Annotated in this window: 13 protein-coding genes; 8 read left to right on the forward strand and 5 right to left on the reverse strand. The window is 59.7% G+C overall.

Annotated elements, in window-relative coordinates:
• Window positions 1–359: 359 nt before the first annotated feature.
• Window positions 360–1358 carry a hypothetical protein gene (locus tag RBB81_RS06680; RefSeq protein ID WP_179581222.1) on the forward strand — a complete coding sequence of 333 codons (999 nt, stop codon included), beginning with the start codon at window positions 360–362 and terminating at the stop codon, window positions 1356–1358.
• A 63-nt stretch (window positions 1359–1421) separates the two neighbouring features.
• Here the strand turns inward: RBB81_RS06680 and RBB81_RS06685 are convergent, their stop codons facing one another.
• Entirely contained in the window at window positions 1422–2642 is a 1221-nt protein-coding gene (locus RBB81_RS06685) for a glycine C-acetyltransferase (RefSeq protein WP_179581223.1), read from the reverse strand.
• A gap of 132 nt (window positions 2643–2774) precedes the next feature.
• On the opposite strand from RBB81_RS06685, the gene RBB81_RS06690 reads away from it, so the two are divergent.
• Window positions 2775–3707, forward strand: a complete 933-nt coding sequence (locus RBB81_RS06690; RefSeq protein ID WP_353073144.1) for a hypothetical protein — start codon at window positions 2775–2777, stop codon at window positions 3705–3707.
• A gap of 24 nt (window positions 3708–3731) precedes the next feature.
• Here the strand turns inward: RBB81_RS06690 and miaA are convergent, their stop codons facing one another.
• Window positions 3732–4733: a tRNA (adenosine(37)-N6)-dimethylallyltransferase MiaA gene (miaA, locus tag RBB81_RS06695; protein WP_353073145.1), complete on the reverse strand. Its 1002-nt coding sequence runs from the start codon at window positions 4731–4733 to the stop codon at window positions 3732–3734.
• Window positions 4730–4963 carry a hypothetical protein gene (locus RBB81_RS06700; protein WP_183790286.1) on the reverse strand — a complete coding sequence of 78 codons (234 nt, stop codon included), beginning with the start codon at window positions 4961–4963 and terminating at the stop codon, window positions 4730–4732. Before RBB81_RS06700 ends, miaA begins: the two co-directional genes overlap by 4 nt.
• 91 nt (window positions 4964–5054) lie before the next feature.
• Here RBB81_RS06700 and RBB81_RS06705 point away from each other — a divergent pair, with 91 nt between their 5' ends.
• Complete coding sequence (locus tag RBB81_RS06705) at window positions 5055–5516, forward strand: hypothetical protein (protein WP_246373657.1); 462 nt, start codon at window positions 5055–5057, stop codon at window positions 5514–5516.
• Window positions 5517–5587: 71 nt separating this feature from the next.
• Here the strand turns inward: RBB81_RS06705 and RBB81_RS06710 are convergent, their stop codons facing one another.
• A complete protein-coding gene (locus tag RBB81_RS06710) occupies window positions 5588–6619 on the reverse strand; it encodes a TonB C-terminal domain-containing protein (RefSeq protein WP_353073146.1) in 1032 nt (343 codons plus the stop codon).
• Window positions 6620–6875: 256 nt separating this feature from the next.
• Between RBB81_RS06710 and RBB81_RS06715 the strand changes: the two genes are divergently transcribed.
• Both RBB81_RS06715 and RBB81_RS06720 read left to right on the forward strand, forming a co-directional pair.
• Window positions 6876–7340: a MogA/MoaB family molybdenum cofactor biosynthesis protein gene (locus RBB81_RS06715; protein ID WP_246373655.1), complete on the forward strand. Its 465-nt coding sequence runs from the start codon at window positions 6876–6878 to the stop codon at window positions 7338–7340.
• A 15-nt stretch (window positions 7341–7355) separates the two neighbouring features.
• A complete protein-coding gene (locus RBB81_RS06720; RefSeq protein WP_179581229.1) occupies window positions 7356–8003 on the forward strand; it encodes a VTT domain-containing protein in 648 nt (215 codons plus the stop codon).
• 15 nt (window positions 8004–8018) lie between these two features.
• Here RBB81_RS06720 and RBB81_RS06725 read toward each other — a convergent pair whose 3' ends face one another.
• Window positions 8019–9116, reverse strand: a complete 1098-nt coding sequence (locus tag RBB81_RS06725) for a metal-dependent hydrolase (RefSeq protein WP_353073147.1) — start codon at window positions 9114–9116, stop codon at window positions 8019–8021.
• A 303-nt stretch (window positions 9117–9419) separates the two neighbouring features.
• Here RBB81_RS06725 and gatB point away from each other — a divergent pair, with 303 nt between their 5' ends.
• From gatB to RBB81_RS06740, 3 genes are all read left to right on the forward strand, one after another.
• The gene (gene gatB / locus RBB81_RS06730) at window positions 9420–10934 is read left to right on the forward strand and encodes an Asp-tRNA(Asn)/Glu-tRNA(Gln) amidotransferase subunit GatB (protein WP_353073148.1); all 1515 of its coding nucleotides are present in this window, start codon (window positions 9420–9422) and stop codon (window positions 10932–10934) included.
• On the forward strand, window positions 10921–11043 hold the full coding sequence (locus RBB81_RS06735) for a hypothetical protein (protein WP_353073149.1): 123 nt from the start codon (window positions 10921–10923) through the stop codon (window positions 11041–11043). Before gatB ends, RBB81_RS06735 begins: the two co-directional genes overlap by 14 nt.
• A gap of 118 nt (window positions 11044–11161) precedes the next feature.
• Window positions 11162–12658, forward strand: a complete 1497-nt coding sequence (locus RBB81_RS06740) for a hypothetical protein (protein WP_353073150.1) — start codon at window positions 11162–11164, stop codon at window positions 12656–12658.
• Window positions 12659–12688: the final 30 nt, after the last annotated feature.

Consider the following 12688-nt stretch of genomic DNA (forward strand, 5'->3'; position numbering starts at 1 on the left):
GTTCCAATACGCTTTGAAGTTTTGTTTGTTTGCCAGCTGATCATCCCGGGATGGTTGAGACGTTAAGGCGGGGCGCAAGATGCCTGATTCGAGCAGGCGAAGAGCTTTCACCCTGCGGGCACAATTTCTTTCATCGCCTGTAGGCGGGAGGATTTATAGCTCGTCTATACACCTGACGCTAGTCCCTAAGTAGTTGAGTGCAGGAGTGAGTGCCAGCTTTGATTCCTGTCTAGAGCTCTTTTCGCTGAGCAGGTTAGCGCTGACAATCAGCGAGAGGATGCCATGAATATCAAACAGAAGCACGGTCGCGCAGGTTCTAATGCGCGGATTGCTGCAATACCGTCAGGTAGACTCTTAAAGTGATTGTTTTTTCCCGCCGTATTCTGCCTTTCGTTCTTAATGTGACATTCCTAGTCATCGCAGCTCCAGCGCTGTTCTCGCAGAGTGCCGTTCCGACTGAGGCGACGCTGCCTGATGCGCCGGTGCCGCAAGCGCCGGTTGAGATCGCAGACAACGCGGCCGGATATAGTTCTTCCACTCTGGATGAGAAGCAGACTGCGCAAGCTCAGGCGACGCCGGTGCAGTCGACTTCGTCTGGGCAGGAGGATACGACGAAGAAGCCAATGACGGATGAGCAGAAGAAGAGCGCCTCGGAGGAGGAACTCCAGAAGGAACTTCACCAGCGAATCGGTGTCGTCGTGCCGAACTTCAACGCTGTGCTCGATGGCAACAACCTTCCTCTGACTCCGGGACAGAAGATGCGGGCATCGTTCCGGAGTGCGATCGATCCGTACCAGGTTGGGCTGGCGTTGTTTACGTCGGCGATCGGACAGGCGCAGAACTCGCACTCCAGCACCGATCCGATTCCTGGCACCAATCCAGTGCAGTATATGAAAGAAGGCTATCAGCAGGGTTGGGATGCTTATGGCAAGCGTTTCGGCGCGGCGTTCACCGACCAGTTCAACGGAACTATTCTTGGCAACGGAGTTTTTCCTGTGCTGCTGCACCAGGACGCACGCTACTTTCGGATGGGAACGGGACCGGTCAAGAATCGGTTCTGGTATGCGGTGAGTACGACGATTCGCTGCAAGGGCGATAACGGAAAGTGGCAGCCGAACTTCTCGAATCTGCTGGGGAACATGGCGGCGGGCGGTATCTCAAATCTCTACTACCCGAAGGACGATCGGGGATTCGGGTTGACGATCGAGCAGGGTTTCCTGGTGACTGCCGAGGGCACCTTCGGCGCTCTTCTGATTGAGTTTGCCCCGGACGTCATCAGGCATTTTCAGAAGAATCGTCTTCCTCCGGATGTTGTTGTGACTCAACCCTCCGCGCCGACGAGCGAGACGGCTCACTAAAAACGTTCGCGTGCCGCGGGTCTTCGCCGGGGATTGAGCGCGAAGAGGTTTCGTCCGGCGTCTTCAGGCTTGAAGGATGCCCGTCTTCTTTGCGACTGAGGTGAATGTTTCGAGGGCCTGATCGATCTGTTCGCGTGTGTGCTCGCTGGTCATGATGGTGCGGATGCGGGCCTTTCCTTCGGGGACGGTGGGGAAGGCTATGCCGGTGGCCATGACTCCGGCGTCGAAGAGGGCGCGGGAGAAGTCCATCGTGCGGCGACCGTCGCCGATGATGATAGGAGTGATGGGAGTTTCGCTCTTCGGGGTGGTGTTGCCGCCGACGTCGAAGCCGGCGCTGGTGAGTTGCTGCTTGAAGTAGGCGGTGTTGGCCCAGAGGCGGGCTATGCGTTCCGGCTCATTCTCCAATATGTCAAATGCGGCGATGCAGGTGGCGGCGACCGAGGGTGGGTGCGAGGTGGAGAAGAGGAAGGGGCGGGCGCGGTGGTAGAGGTAGTCGATGAGGTCGCGGCTGCCGCAGACGTAGCCACCGAGGGCACCGATGGCTTTTGACAGGGTGCCGACCTGGACGTCGACTTTGTCGGTGGCGTGAAAGTGATCGACGGAGCCGCGGCCATTGCGTCCGAGAACGCCTGAGGCGTGGGCGTCGTCGACCATCATGATGGCGCCATACTTTTCGCAGAGGCCGGCGAGCTTGTCGACGGGGCCGATGTCGCCGTCCATGGAGAAGACGCCGTCGGTGATGAGGAGCTTGCGGCCGGGCTCGTTCTGGACTTCCTGCAGGAGTTGCTCGGCGTGGGCGATGTCCTTGTGACGGAAGACTTTGATCTTTGCGCGAGAGAGGCGTGCGCCGTCGATGATGCTGGCGTGGTTGAGTTCGTCGGAGAGGATGAAGTCTTCTTTGCCGAGGATGCTGGAGACGGTGCCGGCGTTGGCGGCGAAGCCTGACTGGAAGACGACGCAGGCTTCGACTCCTTTGAAGTCGGCGATCTTTTCTTCGAGCTCCATGTGGATGTGCATGGTGCCGGCGATGGTACGGACGGCACCGGAGCCTACGCCGTATTTTTTTGTGGCGGCGATGGCGGCTTCTTCGAGCTTTGGATGGTTGCAGAGGCCGAGGTAGTTGTTGGAGGCGAGGTTGATGACACGCTTCCCGTCGTAGGTGCAGACCGGGGCCTGCTGGTCGTCGAGTACGCGCAGCTTGAAGAAGGTGCCGCGCTCGCGGAGGTCGTCGAGTTGGGCGGTGAGATGGGCGAGCTGGGGGCGTTTGGCGGCTGCGGTGGTCATGAAATTATCTTAAACCTTTTGTCGCCGGGTGGTCTTTGGTGGGGAATGAGCATCTTACGAAGTTAGCGGATCTGCAGCCGGTAACCTTTTGTCGCTGAAGCTCACTTCCGAACCAAGAACGAGGATGGCACGATGAACCTTCAATATTCGAGCAAGACCGTTGGCACGATGATGCTGGCGCTGGTGATACTGGCTGGGTGTAAGTCGAAGCAGGACGCCGCGATTGATCAGGCCAAGAAGCAGGCCGCGGCTACAGGCCAGGCACAGCAGGTGGTTTCCACCGATAGCAATGGAAATGTGACGACCACTACAGTGCAGCCGCCGGCCCCTGGGCAGACGACCCAGGCTACGACGACTACGACCACCCCGGTTCCACAGGCACCGGTAGCGGCGAATACTCCTGCTACTGCGCCCGGTGCACCCGAGGCGGGTGCACCACCTGCTGATCAAACGGCTACAGGGCAGCCGGTTGCGCCGGGTCAGGTGGACTCGTCAGGACAGCCGGTGACGGTGCCTGCGCCGGGGGGCGCGCCGATTGTGCGGCCGGCGGACGTGAATATCGCCGCAGGGACGAACCTGACGATTCGGATCAATCAGCACATCAGTGTGAAGACCAGCCATGCTGGAGACCGGTTTACCGGAGAGGTGGAAGAGCCGGTGGTTGGGCGGGGTGACCGCGTTGTGATTCCGCGAGGTACGCCGGTGAGCGGTGTGGTGGTCGCCTCCCATCGACGGGGGCACTTCAAAGGGTCTTCCATTCTGGAGTTGAGGTTGACCTATCTCACGCTGAACGGATCTCGATATGCGCTGGATACTTCTGATTTGACCCGGACGAAGAAGGGCAAGGGCAAGCGGTCGGCGGCGATTATTGGAGGCGGAGCGGGAGCGGGCATGCTCGTGGGCGGGCTTGCGACAGGTGGCGTTGGGCTGCTGGTTGGCGGCCTTGTTGGTGGTGGCGGCGGAACGCTCATCAGCGGGTTGACCGGGAATCGGGATATTGAGATTCCAGCTGAGTCGATTGTGCGGTTCAAGCTGGCCGATAACTTGGTGATTCAGCCTTCCTGATAGGAAGGATTCTTAGGAGAAAGCTCATCCTTGCGGGTGAGCTTTTTCTTGTTCGCGAAGATGTTTTGAGACGAGGCGGTGGGCTTGGTCTGCGATGTCGGGGTCGCCGCCGCTGCCTGGGAGCCAGTGCATGTCGGCGTCGCGCCGGAACCAGGTGAGCTGGCGTTTGGCGTAGTTGCGATGACCTTGCTGGGCCTGGGAGACGGCTTGCTCGCAGGTGAGTTGGTTGCGGAGGACGGCAGAGGCTTCGGCGTATCCGAGTGAGGTGAGAGGGCGGCAGGCTTCGCCGTAGCGAGCGATGAGACGACGGGTCTCTTCGATGAGGCCGCCGTCGTGCCGTTCATCGGAAAACATAGCGGCGGCGCGCTGATTGATGCGTTCGTAGAGGAGGGGGCGGGCGGGATTGAGGCCGAGGCGCAGAATGCTGTAGCCGATGAGGGCATCGCGGCCCTGTTGCCACTGTTCGGTCATAGGAGTGCGTTTGCTGGCGTTGTGGCTGTGGCCGGTCGCGAGAGAGACTTCGATGGCGCGTACGACTTTGGCGATGTCGTTGGCATGAATGGCCGCTGCTGCGGTCGGGTCGAGGCGGGTGAGGAGGCGGTGGAGATATGCCGGGCCGCGGGTGGAGGCGATGTTGCGGAGGCGTTCGCGCTGGCCGGGCTTTTGTGGGGGTGCGGGAAAGAGGCCGTCAGTGAGGGCCCGGAGATAGAGGCCGGTGCCCCCGGCGACGATGGGGAGATGACCGCGTTCGGTGATGCCGACGAGCGCCTCGCGGGCCTGACGGCTGTAGTCTCCGGCGGTGCAGGGTTCGTCTGGCCAGGCGATGTCGATCATGTGGTGGGGGACGAGGGCGCGCTCTTCGTGGGTGGGCTTGGCGGTGCCGATCTCCATCTCGCGGTAGACGGCTACCGAGTCGCAGCTGATGATCTCGCCGTTGAACTGTTGGGCGAGATGAATGGCGAGGGAGGTCTTGCCGCTGGCGGTCGGGCCGACGAGAACGATGAGCGGGTGGTCGGGTGGGTTCACCACAGGCGCCACCAGCCGGGGTGAAAGAGCTGGTGGACGCCGGCGCGGAGGACGCTGAAGAGGAGGATGATTGCGGCTAGCGTGAGGAGTCCGCGAATCTGGCGGCGGCGTTCGTGTTGGAGTGGAGTTGCGATCGTGGTGGCCGTCTTTTTTGATGATAGATGATGGCGGATTGTGTTTGGAGTGAGCCGCTTGAGGAGAGCGGATCGCGCCTTGGCGCGATGGCCCATTCATGCGATGAGACCGCATCAATGGGGCAGGCGGCGCCGGCGTTGCGGGCTGCAGTTGCTCAAACGGCAGCTTGAGTGTGATCCTTGAGAGATGATGCGGAAGAAGATAGTCGGTGCGATTATTGGGTCAGTGCTGGCCTGTTCGATTTTTGCGGTGGCACAGGAAAAAGGGTACTGGCGTGCGGAGAGTTCTACGGCACAGTCGATTACGGGCGATATCGGATTCGCCGGCGAGAAGATGTCGATCAACTTTACTGGCTTTGTGATTGCGCAGATACGTTCGCTGGAGCCGGGCGAGGTGAGCGCTGTGTTCGACGCAGATAGCAGGGCGGGCGGGAGTGGCAACCTCTACAGGCTGAACATCCCGGCTGCGAAGAAGTTTCTGCATAAGAACACTTTGTGCGGCACTGAGGATGTGCAGTGGATGGCGACTTATGTTGCTGGGCGTTCCTTGAAGGTCGCATTTTTCTCGGGACCAAAGATGCCCGTTTTCACGTTGACTGAGATCGCAAATTCAACGGATCTATGCGGCACGTTTTCTTACACTCGCTGAACCAGTGGCAAGCAAATTAACTGGATAGAGTTTTTTGGGTGAGCTGGTGCGCTCTCCTGTAACAGATGCGGTTACGGGAGGGGTTTGTTGGTGAGGAAGTCGATGCGGAGTTCGAGTTTGGGGCCGTGGAAGCTGGCCGGGAGTGGGGGGAACTGGCCCTCTCCGGTGATGGCGCCCCAACAGGCTCTGTCGATGGACTGATCCTGGCTGCTGCCGTCGAGGTTCATGGCGGCGATGCGGCCGTCGGGCAGGATGGTGAAGCGGATGAGGGTTTCGCCCTGTTTGTTGAGGGGCGGGCGGGCCTCTTCGGGGATGAGGGGATACCAGTTGCGCTTGATGTCTTGAAGGATGCGGCGGATGTAGGGGCCGAAGTCGACGCCCTGGGTGTCGGAGAGAATTTCGGCACCGGTGCCCATACCGCCGCGTCCGCCGGATTGACCGCCAGAGTCACCGGCGCTGCCATGGTCGCGAGCTGCACCCTGGGCGGCCTGGCGGATCGCGTCGCCAGCGGTCTGATTAGGATTGCCGAAGTTTGGCCGGGTTGGGACTGGTTTTGGTGCTTCTACGAGAGCCTGCTGGGCCGGCTGCTGGGTAGGCTGAGGCTGTGGGGCGGGGGGAAGCGGAGTCGTCTGTTGTGGGGGCGCCGGTTGAGTTACGGGAGGTGTGGGTTTTGGTGGCGCGGGAGCGGCTGGGGTAGGCGGGGCGGCCTTACGCATTGCCTGCAGCTGCTTCAACATCTTCTCGTCTACGACTGGTTGCGGTGGGCGCGCCTTGGGGGTTTTGGGTGCGATTTTGAAGAGATTAGTCGGGTCTTCGAGGCGGGTTAGCTGCTGGTCGCGCTCTTTGAGCACCTGTACGGGGCTGATGAGGCGGGGCTGATGGAAGAGGACGCGGGGGCCGTAGAAGAGGAACCAGCCGATGGCCAGGTAGATGATGATGGAGATGTAGATGGACTCGCGGAAACGGGCCTTGGAGCGTTCGTCGTCGAGGGAGTCGAGCAGGTGAATGAGTTCGTGCTCCTCGAGTTCGCCGTAGCGGCCGGTGCGCACCTTGGGGGTCTGGTTGGGCGGTGCGGATTTGGGCGGGGTCTCGAGTGAAGGCATGGGCTCTGTGGTCTGACGGCTTCGGGAGGCGAAAGTTTCGTGCGGGATGGATCGTTATGCTCCCGGTATGATGCACCGGGTTGCATAGTCCTCTCTATTTTCTCATCTTTGATGCTTGGATTGGGAAAAGAAGCGCTTGCGGGAACTTTCGGCCAGACAGGTGAAACCGTAGACTGGGAGGGTGACTCTAAGATTTGCGCCTGATGTTCGTGCTGTAGTGCTGACGATCAGCGACCGCTGTTCCCGTGGGGAACAGATGGATCTATCGGGACCTGCGGTGTGCGAGCTGCTTGAGGATGCCGGGGTGGGGCAGGTGTTGAGTGAGATGCTGCCGGATGAGGTCGACCAGATTGCTGAGGCGTTGAGACGTAACGCGAAAGTTGTAGACCTGATTGTGACGACCGGAGGGACGGGGCTGGCGAAACGCGATGTGACGCCGGAGGCTACGAGGATGGTCTGTGAACGGCTGGTTGACGGGTTATCGGAGCGCATGAGAGCCGATGGGCTGCTGCAGACGCCGCTGGCAGCACTGAGCCGCGCTGTTTGCGGGACGCTGGGAGATGCGCTGATTGTGAATCTGCCGGGGAGTCCTTCGGGCGCGAGGAGTTCGCTCGCGTCGATTCTGGAGGTGTTGCCGCATGCGCTGGACTTGCTGGCGGGGCGGACGGCTCATCATGCGTTCACGGAGAGCGATCAGCATGGAAGGACTGACGGCAATTAGAATGAGAAGAACCCCGTGAAGATCTCTCCCGTTGCACTTCTGCATAAATTGAATGTCGTGATGCTTGCGGCACTGAAGCCGCTTGGCGTGTGGGGTATCGGCGCGTTGGCGGTGATCGATTCGGCGGCGATTCCGGTGCCGATCGATGCGCTGCTGATCGACTATGTGGTCCACGATAAGTCCCGTTTTCTGCTTTATTGTTTTATGGCGGCGGTTGGCTCTGCCGTCGGAAGCCTGTTGCCGTATTACCTAGGACGCGCGGGCGGGGAGCTGTTTCTGCTCAAACGCATCAACCGGCAACGATATGAGCAGATGCGGGACCGGTTTGAAAAGCAGGAGTTTCTCGCGATCATGATTCCGGCGATGATGCCTCCGCCTACGCCAGTGAAGCTGTTTGAATTTGCGGCGGGCGTGTTCGAGATGAAGATGCTGTGGTTCTTCAGTGCGATCTGTCTCGGGAAGTTCATACGATTTTTGATCTGGGCCATTATCACGATCACGTATGGGCCTGCGATTCTGCATACGATTACGCGGGCGATTCATCAACACCTTGCGTATGTGCTGGGGTTCAGCGGCATTCTGATTGTGCTGCTGCTGGTGTACGTGTTGCGGAAGGTGTTCGACCGGCGGCGGGGGACGACGCTTCCGGTGGAAGAGAATTAGCGTGGTTTCAAGTTGCTAATGCTGGGTGCGGCCGTCCATGTCCATGCGGACGATGCGGCGGTCGGCGTTGAGGTAGACGGTTCCTGAGAGTGGGGGCTTTTCGCGGCCGGCCAGGAACGGCGTGTCGTAGAAGAAGCGCAGATCGCGGAAGGTGACGGCGGTGAGGCCTTCCTCGTTCGTGCCGATGTCGGTGACTACGGGATACTGCGACCAGTCGAGGTAGGCTTCGCCGAGCCAGCTGCGCTTGGCTACGAGGGTGGCGATTGTGGTGGGGGGCTTATAGATGATGTCGGCCTGAGTGCTGGTGGCGACGACGCTGTTGAGAGTGTCGACTGTGGCGAGCTGGTAGAACTGTGGAGTCTCGGCGACGGTCTGCCAATGGAAAGGGTTGACGGGGTAGGGGCTGGCGAAGACCCGGGAGACGCGGGCTCCGTTGTAGTCGGTGGATTGGGCGAGTTGGAGGGCCTCTGCGTGTTCGACGAAGCGCAGGGTCCAGAGGACGACGATGGCGACGAGGGAAAAGATGGCCCAGCCTCGTCCGCGGAATGCTTGTTTGCGAGCGCCTACTTCGCTGCTGATGAGCCCGAAGAGGGAGGGCGCGATAAGAGCCAGGAGCAGAAGGAGAAAGATGACGGGTTCGAAGATGAAGACGATGGAGCCGGCGTACCAATGGGGGTTGAAAGGAAAGAATGGGCGCAGTCCGTAGTTGTTCGTCCAGTCGAGCAGGAGGTGGCTCAGCAGGGCGATGAGAGAAAAGCCATAAAGCAGGCCCCAGCGGACGGGGGCGTGGTGGCGGGGCAGCGGGGTCGTCGTGGGGTCGTAGGGCAACGCGGGGTCGGTTTGTTTCGGGGCTTCGTTGCGTCGGCTTCGCCAGCGGTGAAAGAGCCAGATGGCGCCTACGATCAATGCAGCTTCGAACGGCAGACCGAGGAGGGTGTGAGTCCAGCCGCGGTGATGCTGGAAAGCTGCGATGGGGCCGCGGATGGACCATAGGGTGTCGAGGTCGGGAGCTTCGGCGGCGAGGGTCATTGTGGCGGTGGCGTAGGCGGCTTTGCGGTTGAAGCCGGAGCGGGCGAGGACGGCGCCGGTCATGAGGTGGGTGATGGGTTCCATTTGCTTCCGATAGTAGCTTGTTTCGTGGCGATGTCCTGCCGGACGAGCCTCCTGCGCGGAGGGCGGTCACTTCGTGACTCGTATACCTGTGGTGTCGAGTGGAAAGCAATGGTCCTCCCGCTGGTCGGAATAAGGATTGTGCCGACCAGCGGGAGGCCCCATGCCCATCATCCTGCCAAGACCGGTACACCCGTCACGAAGTGACCGCCCGAATCGGGGTCCCCACAAACAGGTCTTCGTTTGTGGGGACCGAGCGCAGTGGGCCCGTCCGGCAGGACATGCTTGGTAGAATCGAGATAGACCATGTCTACCTTGACTGCGCTTTCGCCCGACGTTCTTGCCAAGTACCAGCCTGTGATTGGGCTGGAAGTTCATGTTCAGCTTTTGACGAAGTCGAAGGCGTTTTGCGGATGCGTGAATAAATACGGTGGCGAGCCGAATACGCATTGCTGTCCGACCTGCCTCGGGTTACCGGGAGCGTTGCCGGTGTTGAATCGCAGGGCCGTGGAGTTTGCTGTGCTGGCGGCGAAGGCGATCAACTGCGAGATTCGCGAGACGAGTATTTTTTCGCGGAAGAATTATTTTTATCCGGATTCGCCGAAGGGATACCAGATCTCGCAGTTCGACAAGCCGATTGCGGAGCACGGATGGATTGAGGTGCCGGCGTTTGATGCGAGTGGCGCGGCTGTGACCAAGCGGATCGGTGTGACCCGGCTGCACATGGAAGAAGATGCTGGGAAGAGCATTCACGATGGGTTTGCAGATTCGGTGTCGAAGACCTATATCGACCTGAACCGGTGTGGGACGCCGCTGGTGGAGATTGTGAGTGAGCCTGATCTGCGAACTGCGGATGAGGTGTTTGAATACCTGACGAAGTTGAAGGAGATTCTGCTCTACACCGGCGTGAGCGACTGCAACATGGAGGAAGGCTCGCTGAGGTGCGACGCCAACGTCAGCGTAATGCTAAAGAAGGATGCGGCGGAGTTAGGGGCTAAAGCATACGGCACGAAGGCTGAGGTGAAGAACGTCAACAGCTTTCGGTATATTCGCGCGGCGGTGGAGTACGAGATCGAGCGGCAGATTGGGGTGCTGGAAGACGGCGGTCGGGTGGTACAGGAGTCGCGGCTTTGGAATAACGCGGAGGGGCGGACTTACTCGATGCGGAGTAAGGAGCAGGCACATGACTACCGGTACTTTCCGGAGCCGGATCTGCCGCCGCTTGTGGTTGGTGCGGAGTGGCAGGCGGAGATTCTGAAGATGATGCCTGAGCTGCCCGAAGCTCGTCGAGAGCGCATGATTCGCGAGTATGAGATTTCGGCGCAGGATGCTGCTACGTTGACAGCGACGCGTGAGTTTGCAGATAAGTTTGAAGACGCGGCGAAGAAGGCCAAGAGTCCTCGTCGCGTGGCGGCGTTACTGACGAGCGAGTTGACGATGCGGCTGCGGGCTGCGGGGTTGGAGTTGGAGCAGTCGCCGGTGTCGATGGCTGGTGTGGTGATGGCGGCTGACCTGGCGGAGTCGGGGGAGTTGTCGAGCAAGATGCTGAAGCAGTTGCTGGATAGTGCGTTTGAGAAGAACGAGGATTTTCCTGTGGTGTACGAGCGGGAGAAGCCGCAGCAGATCTCGGACACGGGCGCGATTGAGGCGATGATCGATGAGGTGATCGCGTCGAATGCGAAGCAGGTGGAGCAGTATCGCGGGGGGAAGAAGACGGTGGCCGCGTTCTTTGTTGGTCAGGTGATGAGGCTGTCAAAAGGGCAGGCTAATCCTGCGCTTCTGAATGAATTGGTGGCGAAGAAGCTGGATGCGTTGGGATAGACCCAAGAGCGGAACGATCATTCTTGATGTCGTCAATGATCGAATTATGCAGGTTGAAGTTTTGTATCGAGACGAGGTTCGCCGGGCGATTCAGGCCGCGATTCCGTAGCCTCGGTCTGACCTGGCAGTTTGAGTTGAATTAAGTTCTTGAGGACGCGCGGCGTAGGGTTTAATGGGCGGATGCATGCGCGTGGCTTTTATCCAAAGGTGTTTGTCGTGGGGTGTGTGTGAGTATTCTGCTTGCTCTGTTTGGGTGCCGGAGCGATGCTCCGTATGTTGTGCCGGAGGAGCCGATGCCGGCGAATACGGTGATGCTGTCGCAGATGATGCGGGAGCTTTCGGCTACTCCGGGATTCACGGATGCGATGCTCGCGCAGCTGGATAAGAACGGGAAGAAGGGCCCGGCGCTGATGACGCCAGCGCTGGTGAAGCGGCTGCGCGAGTTGATCCTCGGCAAGGACTGGCAGGGACTGGATCGGTTTCCTGGTTGGACGATGCAGGCTATCAATCCTACGGTAAGAGTCGCCAGTCGCGTGGTTGCCAAGGATCAGAGTGTGACGGATGTCGCGGCTCTGCACCCCGGAACGCCCGTGGGTTCGGGTTCTACGAAGAGCGCAGTAACTGCGAGCCAGATTAAGGACTATGTCGATCTCGGTGAGTATGGGTTGGATAAGGCTGAGAAGGTGAGTCTGGATGCTCCGTCGAAGCTGCCGGGTTTCACTACGGATGGTTTGGTGAGCGAGCTTGGTGACGGCGTGGTGAGAGGGGATGGCGCCAATTCAACGCTTGCCCCGATGCATGCTGAGAGTCAGCGGCTGGCGAATTTATTGAACCGGCTGAGTTTGAATGGGCTGGATAATTCTGTTCCTGTTACGGTTACAATTGAAGGTCAGAGCGCGAAGACGCCGCAGGAGCTTGTAAAAGCGCTGATGACTACCGGACATACGGTGGTGGTGGCCGATGCGCGGTACTTTGCCAACTTCGGACACTTTCATTACAAGGGGCAGGATGTGATGATGCCGTTCTGGGTGGACTCGCAGATTCGCGTGCCGGGGACGAGGCGTCCGCTGCTGGTTCCCGTGAGCCATGCTGAGTACGAGTGGGAGGTTCGCGGGCCGAAGGTGAATGCGAATGTAAGTTGGTACTTCGGCATCGACGGCAAGGCGGAGTTTCGTACTATGGATACGCAGGATCAGACGTGGGTACTGGGGCGTCATGCGCATGAGTATCGCGATGCGGATGCGGTGGAGGTGACGCGGCTAGTGGGAAAGATGGCGATTGCGTATATGCATCAACATCTGGCACGTCCGGAGCTTCCGTTTGGCGGATACTATCCGCTGGGCGTGTGCCAGGATGGTGTGGCGGCGATTGAGAGGAAGATGACGGGGAATGACACGCTGTTTCCGAACACGGCGGATGGCGCGTTGTTTGATAATCCTCGTGATGCGGAGATCAATGAACTGATCAAGGCTATTCCAAAAGACCGCGAAGGTGGGGCGCCTGAGCCGGCGCGGATCTTCGGGTCTCTGCCGGTCACGGATTTCGATTCGATTACGATTCCTGGGTTTGCGGCTGATCTGAAGCTGGTGCACGCGGCTTGGCAGGATGGGTCGCTGGAGCGGACTCCCTCGTGGATACGGAAGGTGACGTTGAGAGTTGTCGGGGTAGCAGCTTTGGGGATTTTGGCGGGAATCGTGGTGTGGCGAAGAAGGCGAAATCGCTGACGTGGCTTGATATCGTTTGAGGTGCTGTGA

It is taken from the genome of Tunturibacter gelidoferens (genome assembly GCF_040358255.1).
Lineage (GTDB): Bacteria > Acidobacteriota > Terriglobia > Terriglobales > Acidobacteriaceae > Edaphobacter > Edaphobacter gelidiferens.

What these genes read in the sequence shown, in the direction of transcription:
- RBB81_RS06710 (WP_353073146.1), bottom strand. Translation starts at nt 6,619, where the DNA reads ATGCCTTCACTCGAGACCCCGCCCAAATCCGCACCGCCCAACCAGACC.
- RBB81_RS06705 (WP_246373657.1), top strand. Translation starts at nt 5,055, where the DNA reads ATGATGCGGAAGAAGATAGTCGGTGCGATTATTGGGTCAGTGCTGGCC.
- RBB81_RS06685 (WP_179581223.1), bottom strand. Translation starts at nt 2,642, where the DNA reads ATGACCACCGCAGCCGCCAAACGCCCCCAGCTCGCCCATCTCACCGCC.
- RBB81_RS06690 (WP_353073144.1), top strand. Translation starts at nt 2,775, where the DNA reads ATGAACCTTCAATATTCGAGCAAGACCGTTGGCACGATGATGCTGGCG.
- gatB (WP_353073148.1), top strand. Translation starts at nt 9,420, where the DNA reads ATGTCTACCTTGACTGCGCTTTCGCCCGACGTTCTTGCCAAGTACCAG.
- RBB81_RS06700 (WP_183790286.1), bottom strand. Translation starts at nt 4,963, where the DNA reads ATGGGCCATCGCGCCAAGGCGCGATCCGCTCTCCTCAAGCGGCTCACT.
- RBB81_RS06725 (WP_353073147.1), bottom strand. Translation starts at nt 9,116, where the DNA reads ATGGAACCCATCACCCACCTCATGACCGGCGCCGTCCTCGCCCGCTCC.
- RBB81_RS06715 (WP_246373655.1), top strand. Translation starts at nt 6,876, where the DNA reads ATGGATCTATCGGGACCTGCGGTGTGCGAGCTGCTTGAGGATGCCGGG.
- RBB81_RS06735 (WP_353073149.1), top strand. Translation starts at nt 10,921, where the DNA reads ATGCGTTGGGATAGACCCAAGAGCGGAACGATCATTCTTGATGTCGTC.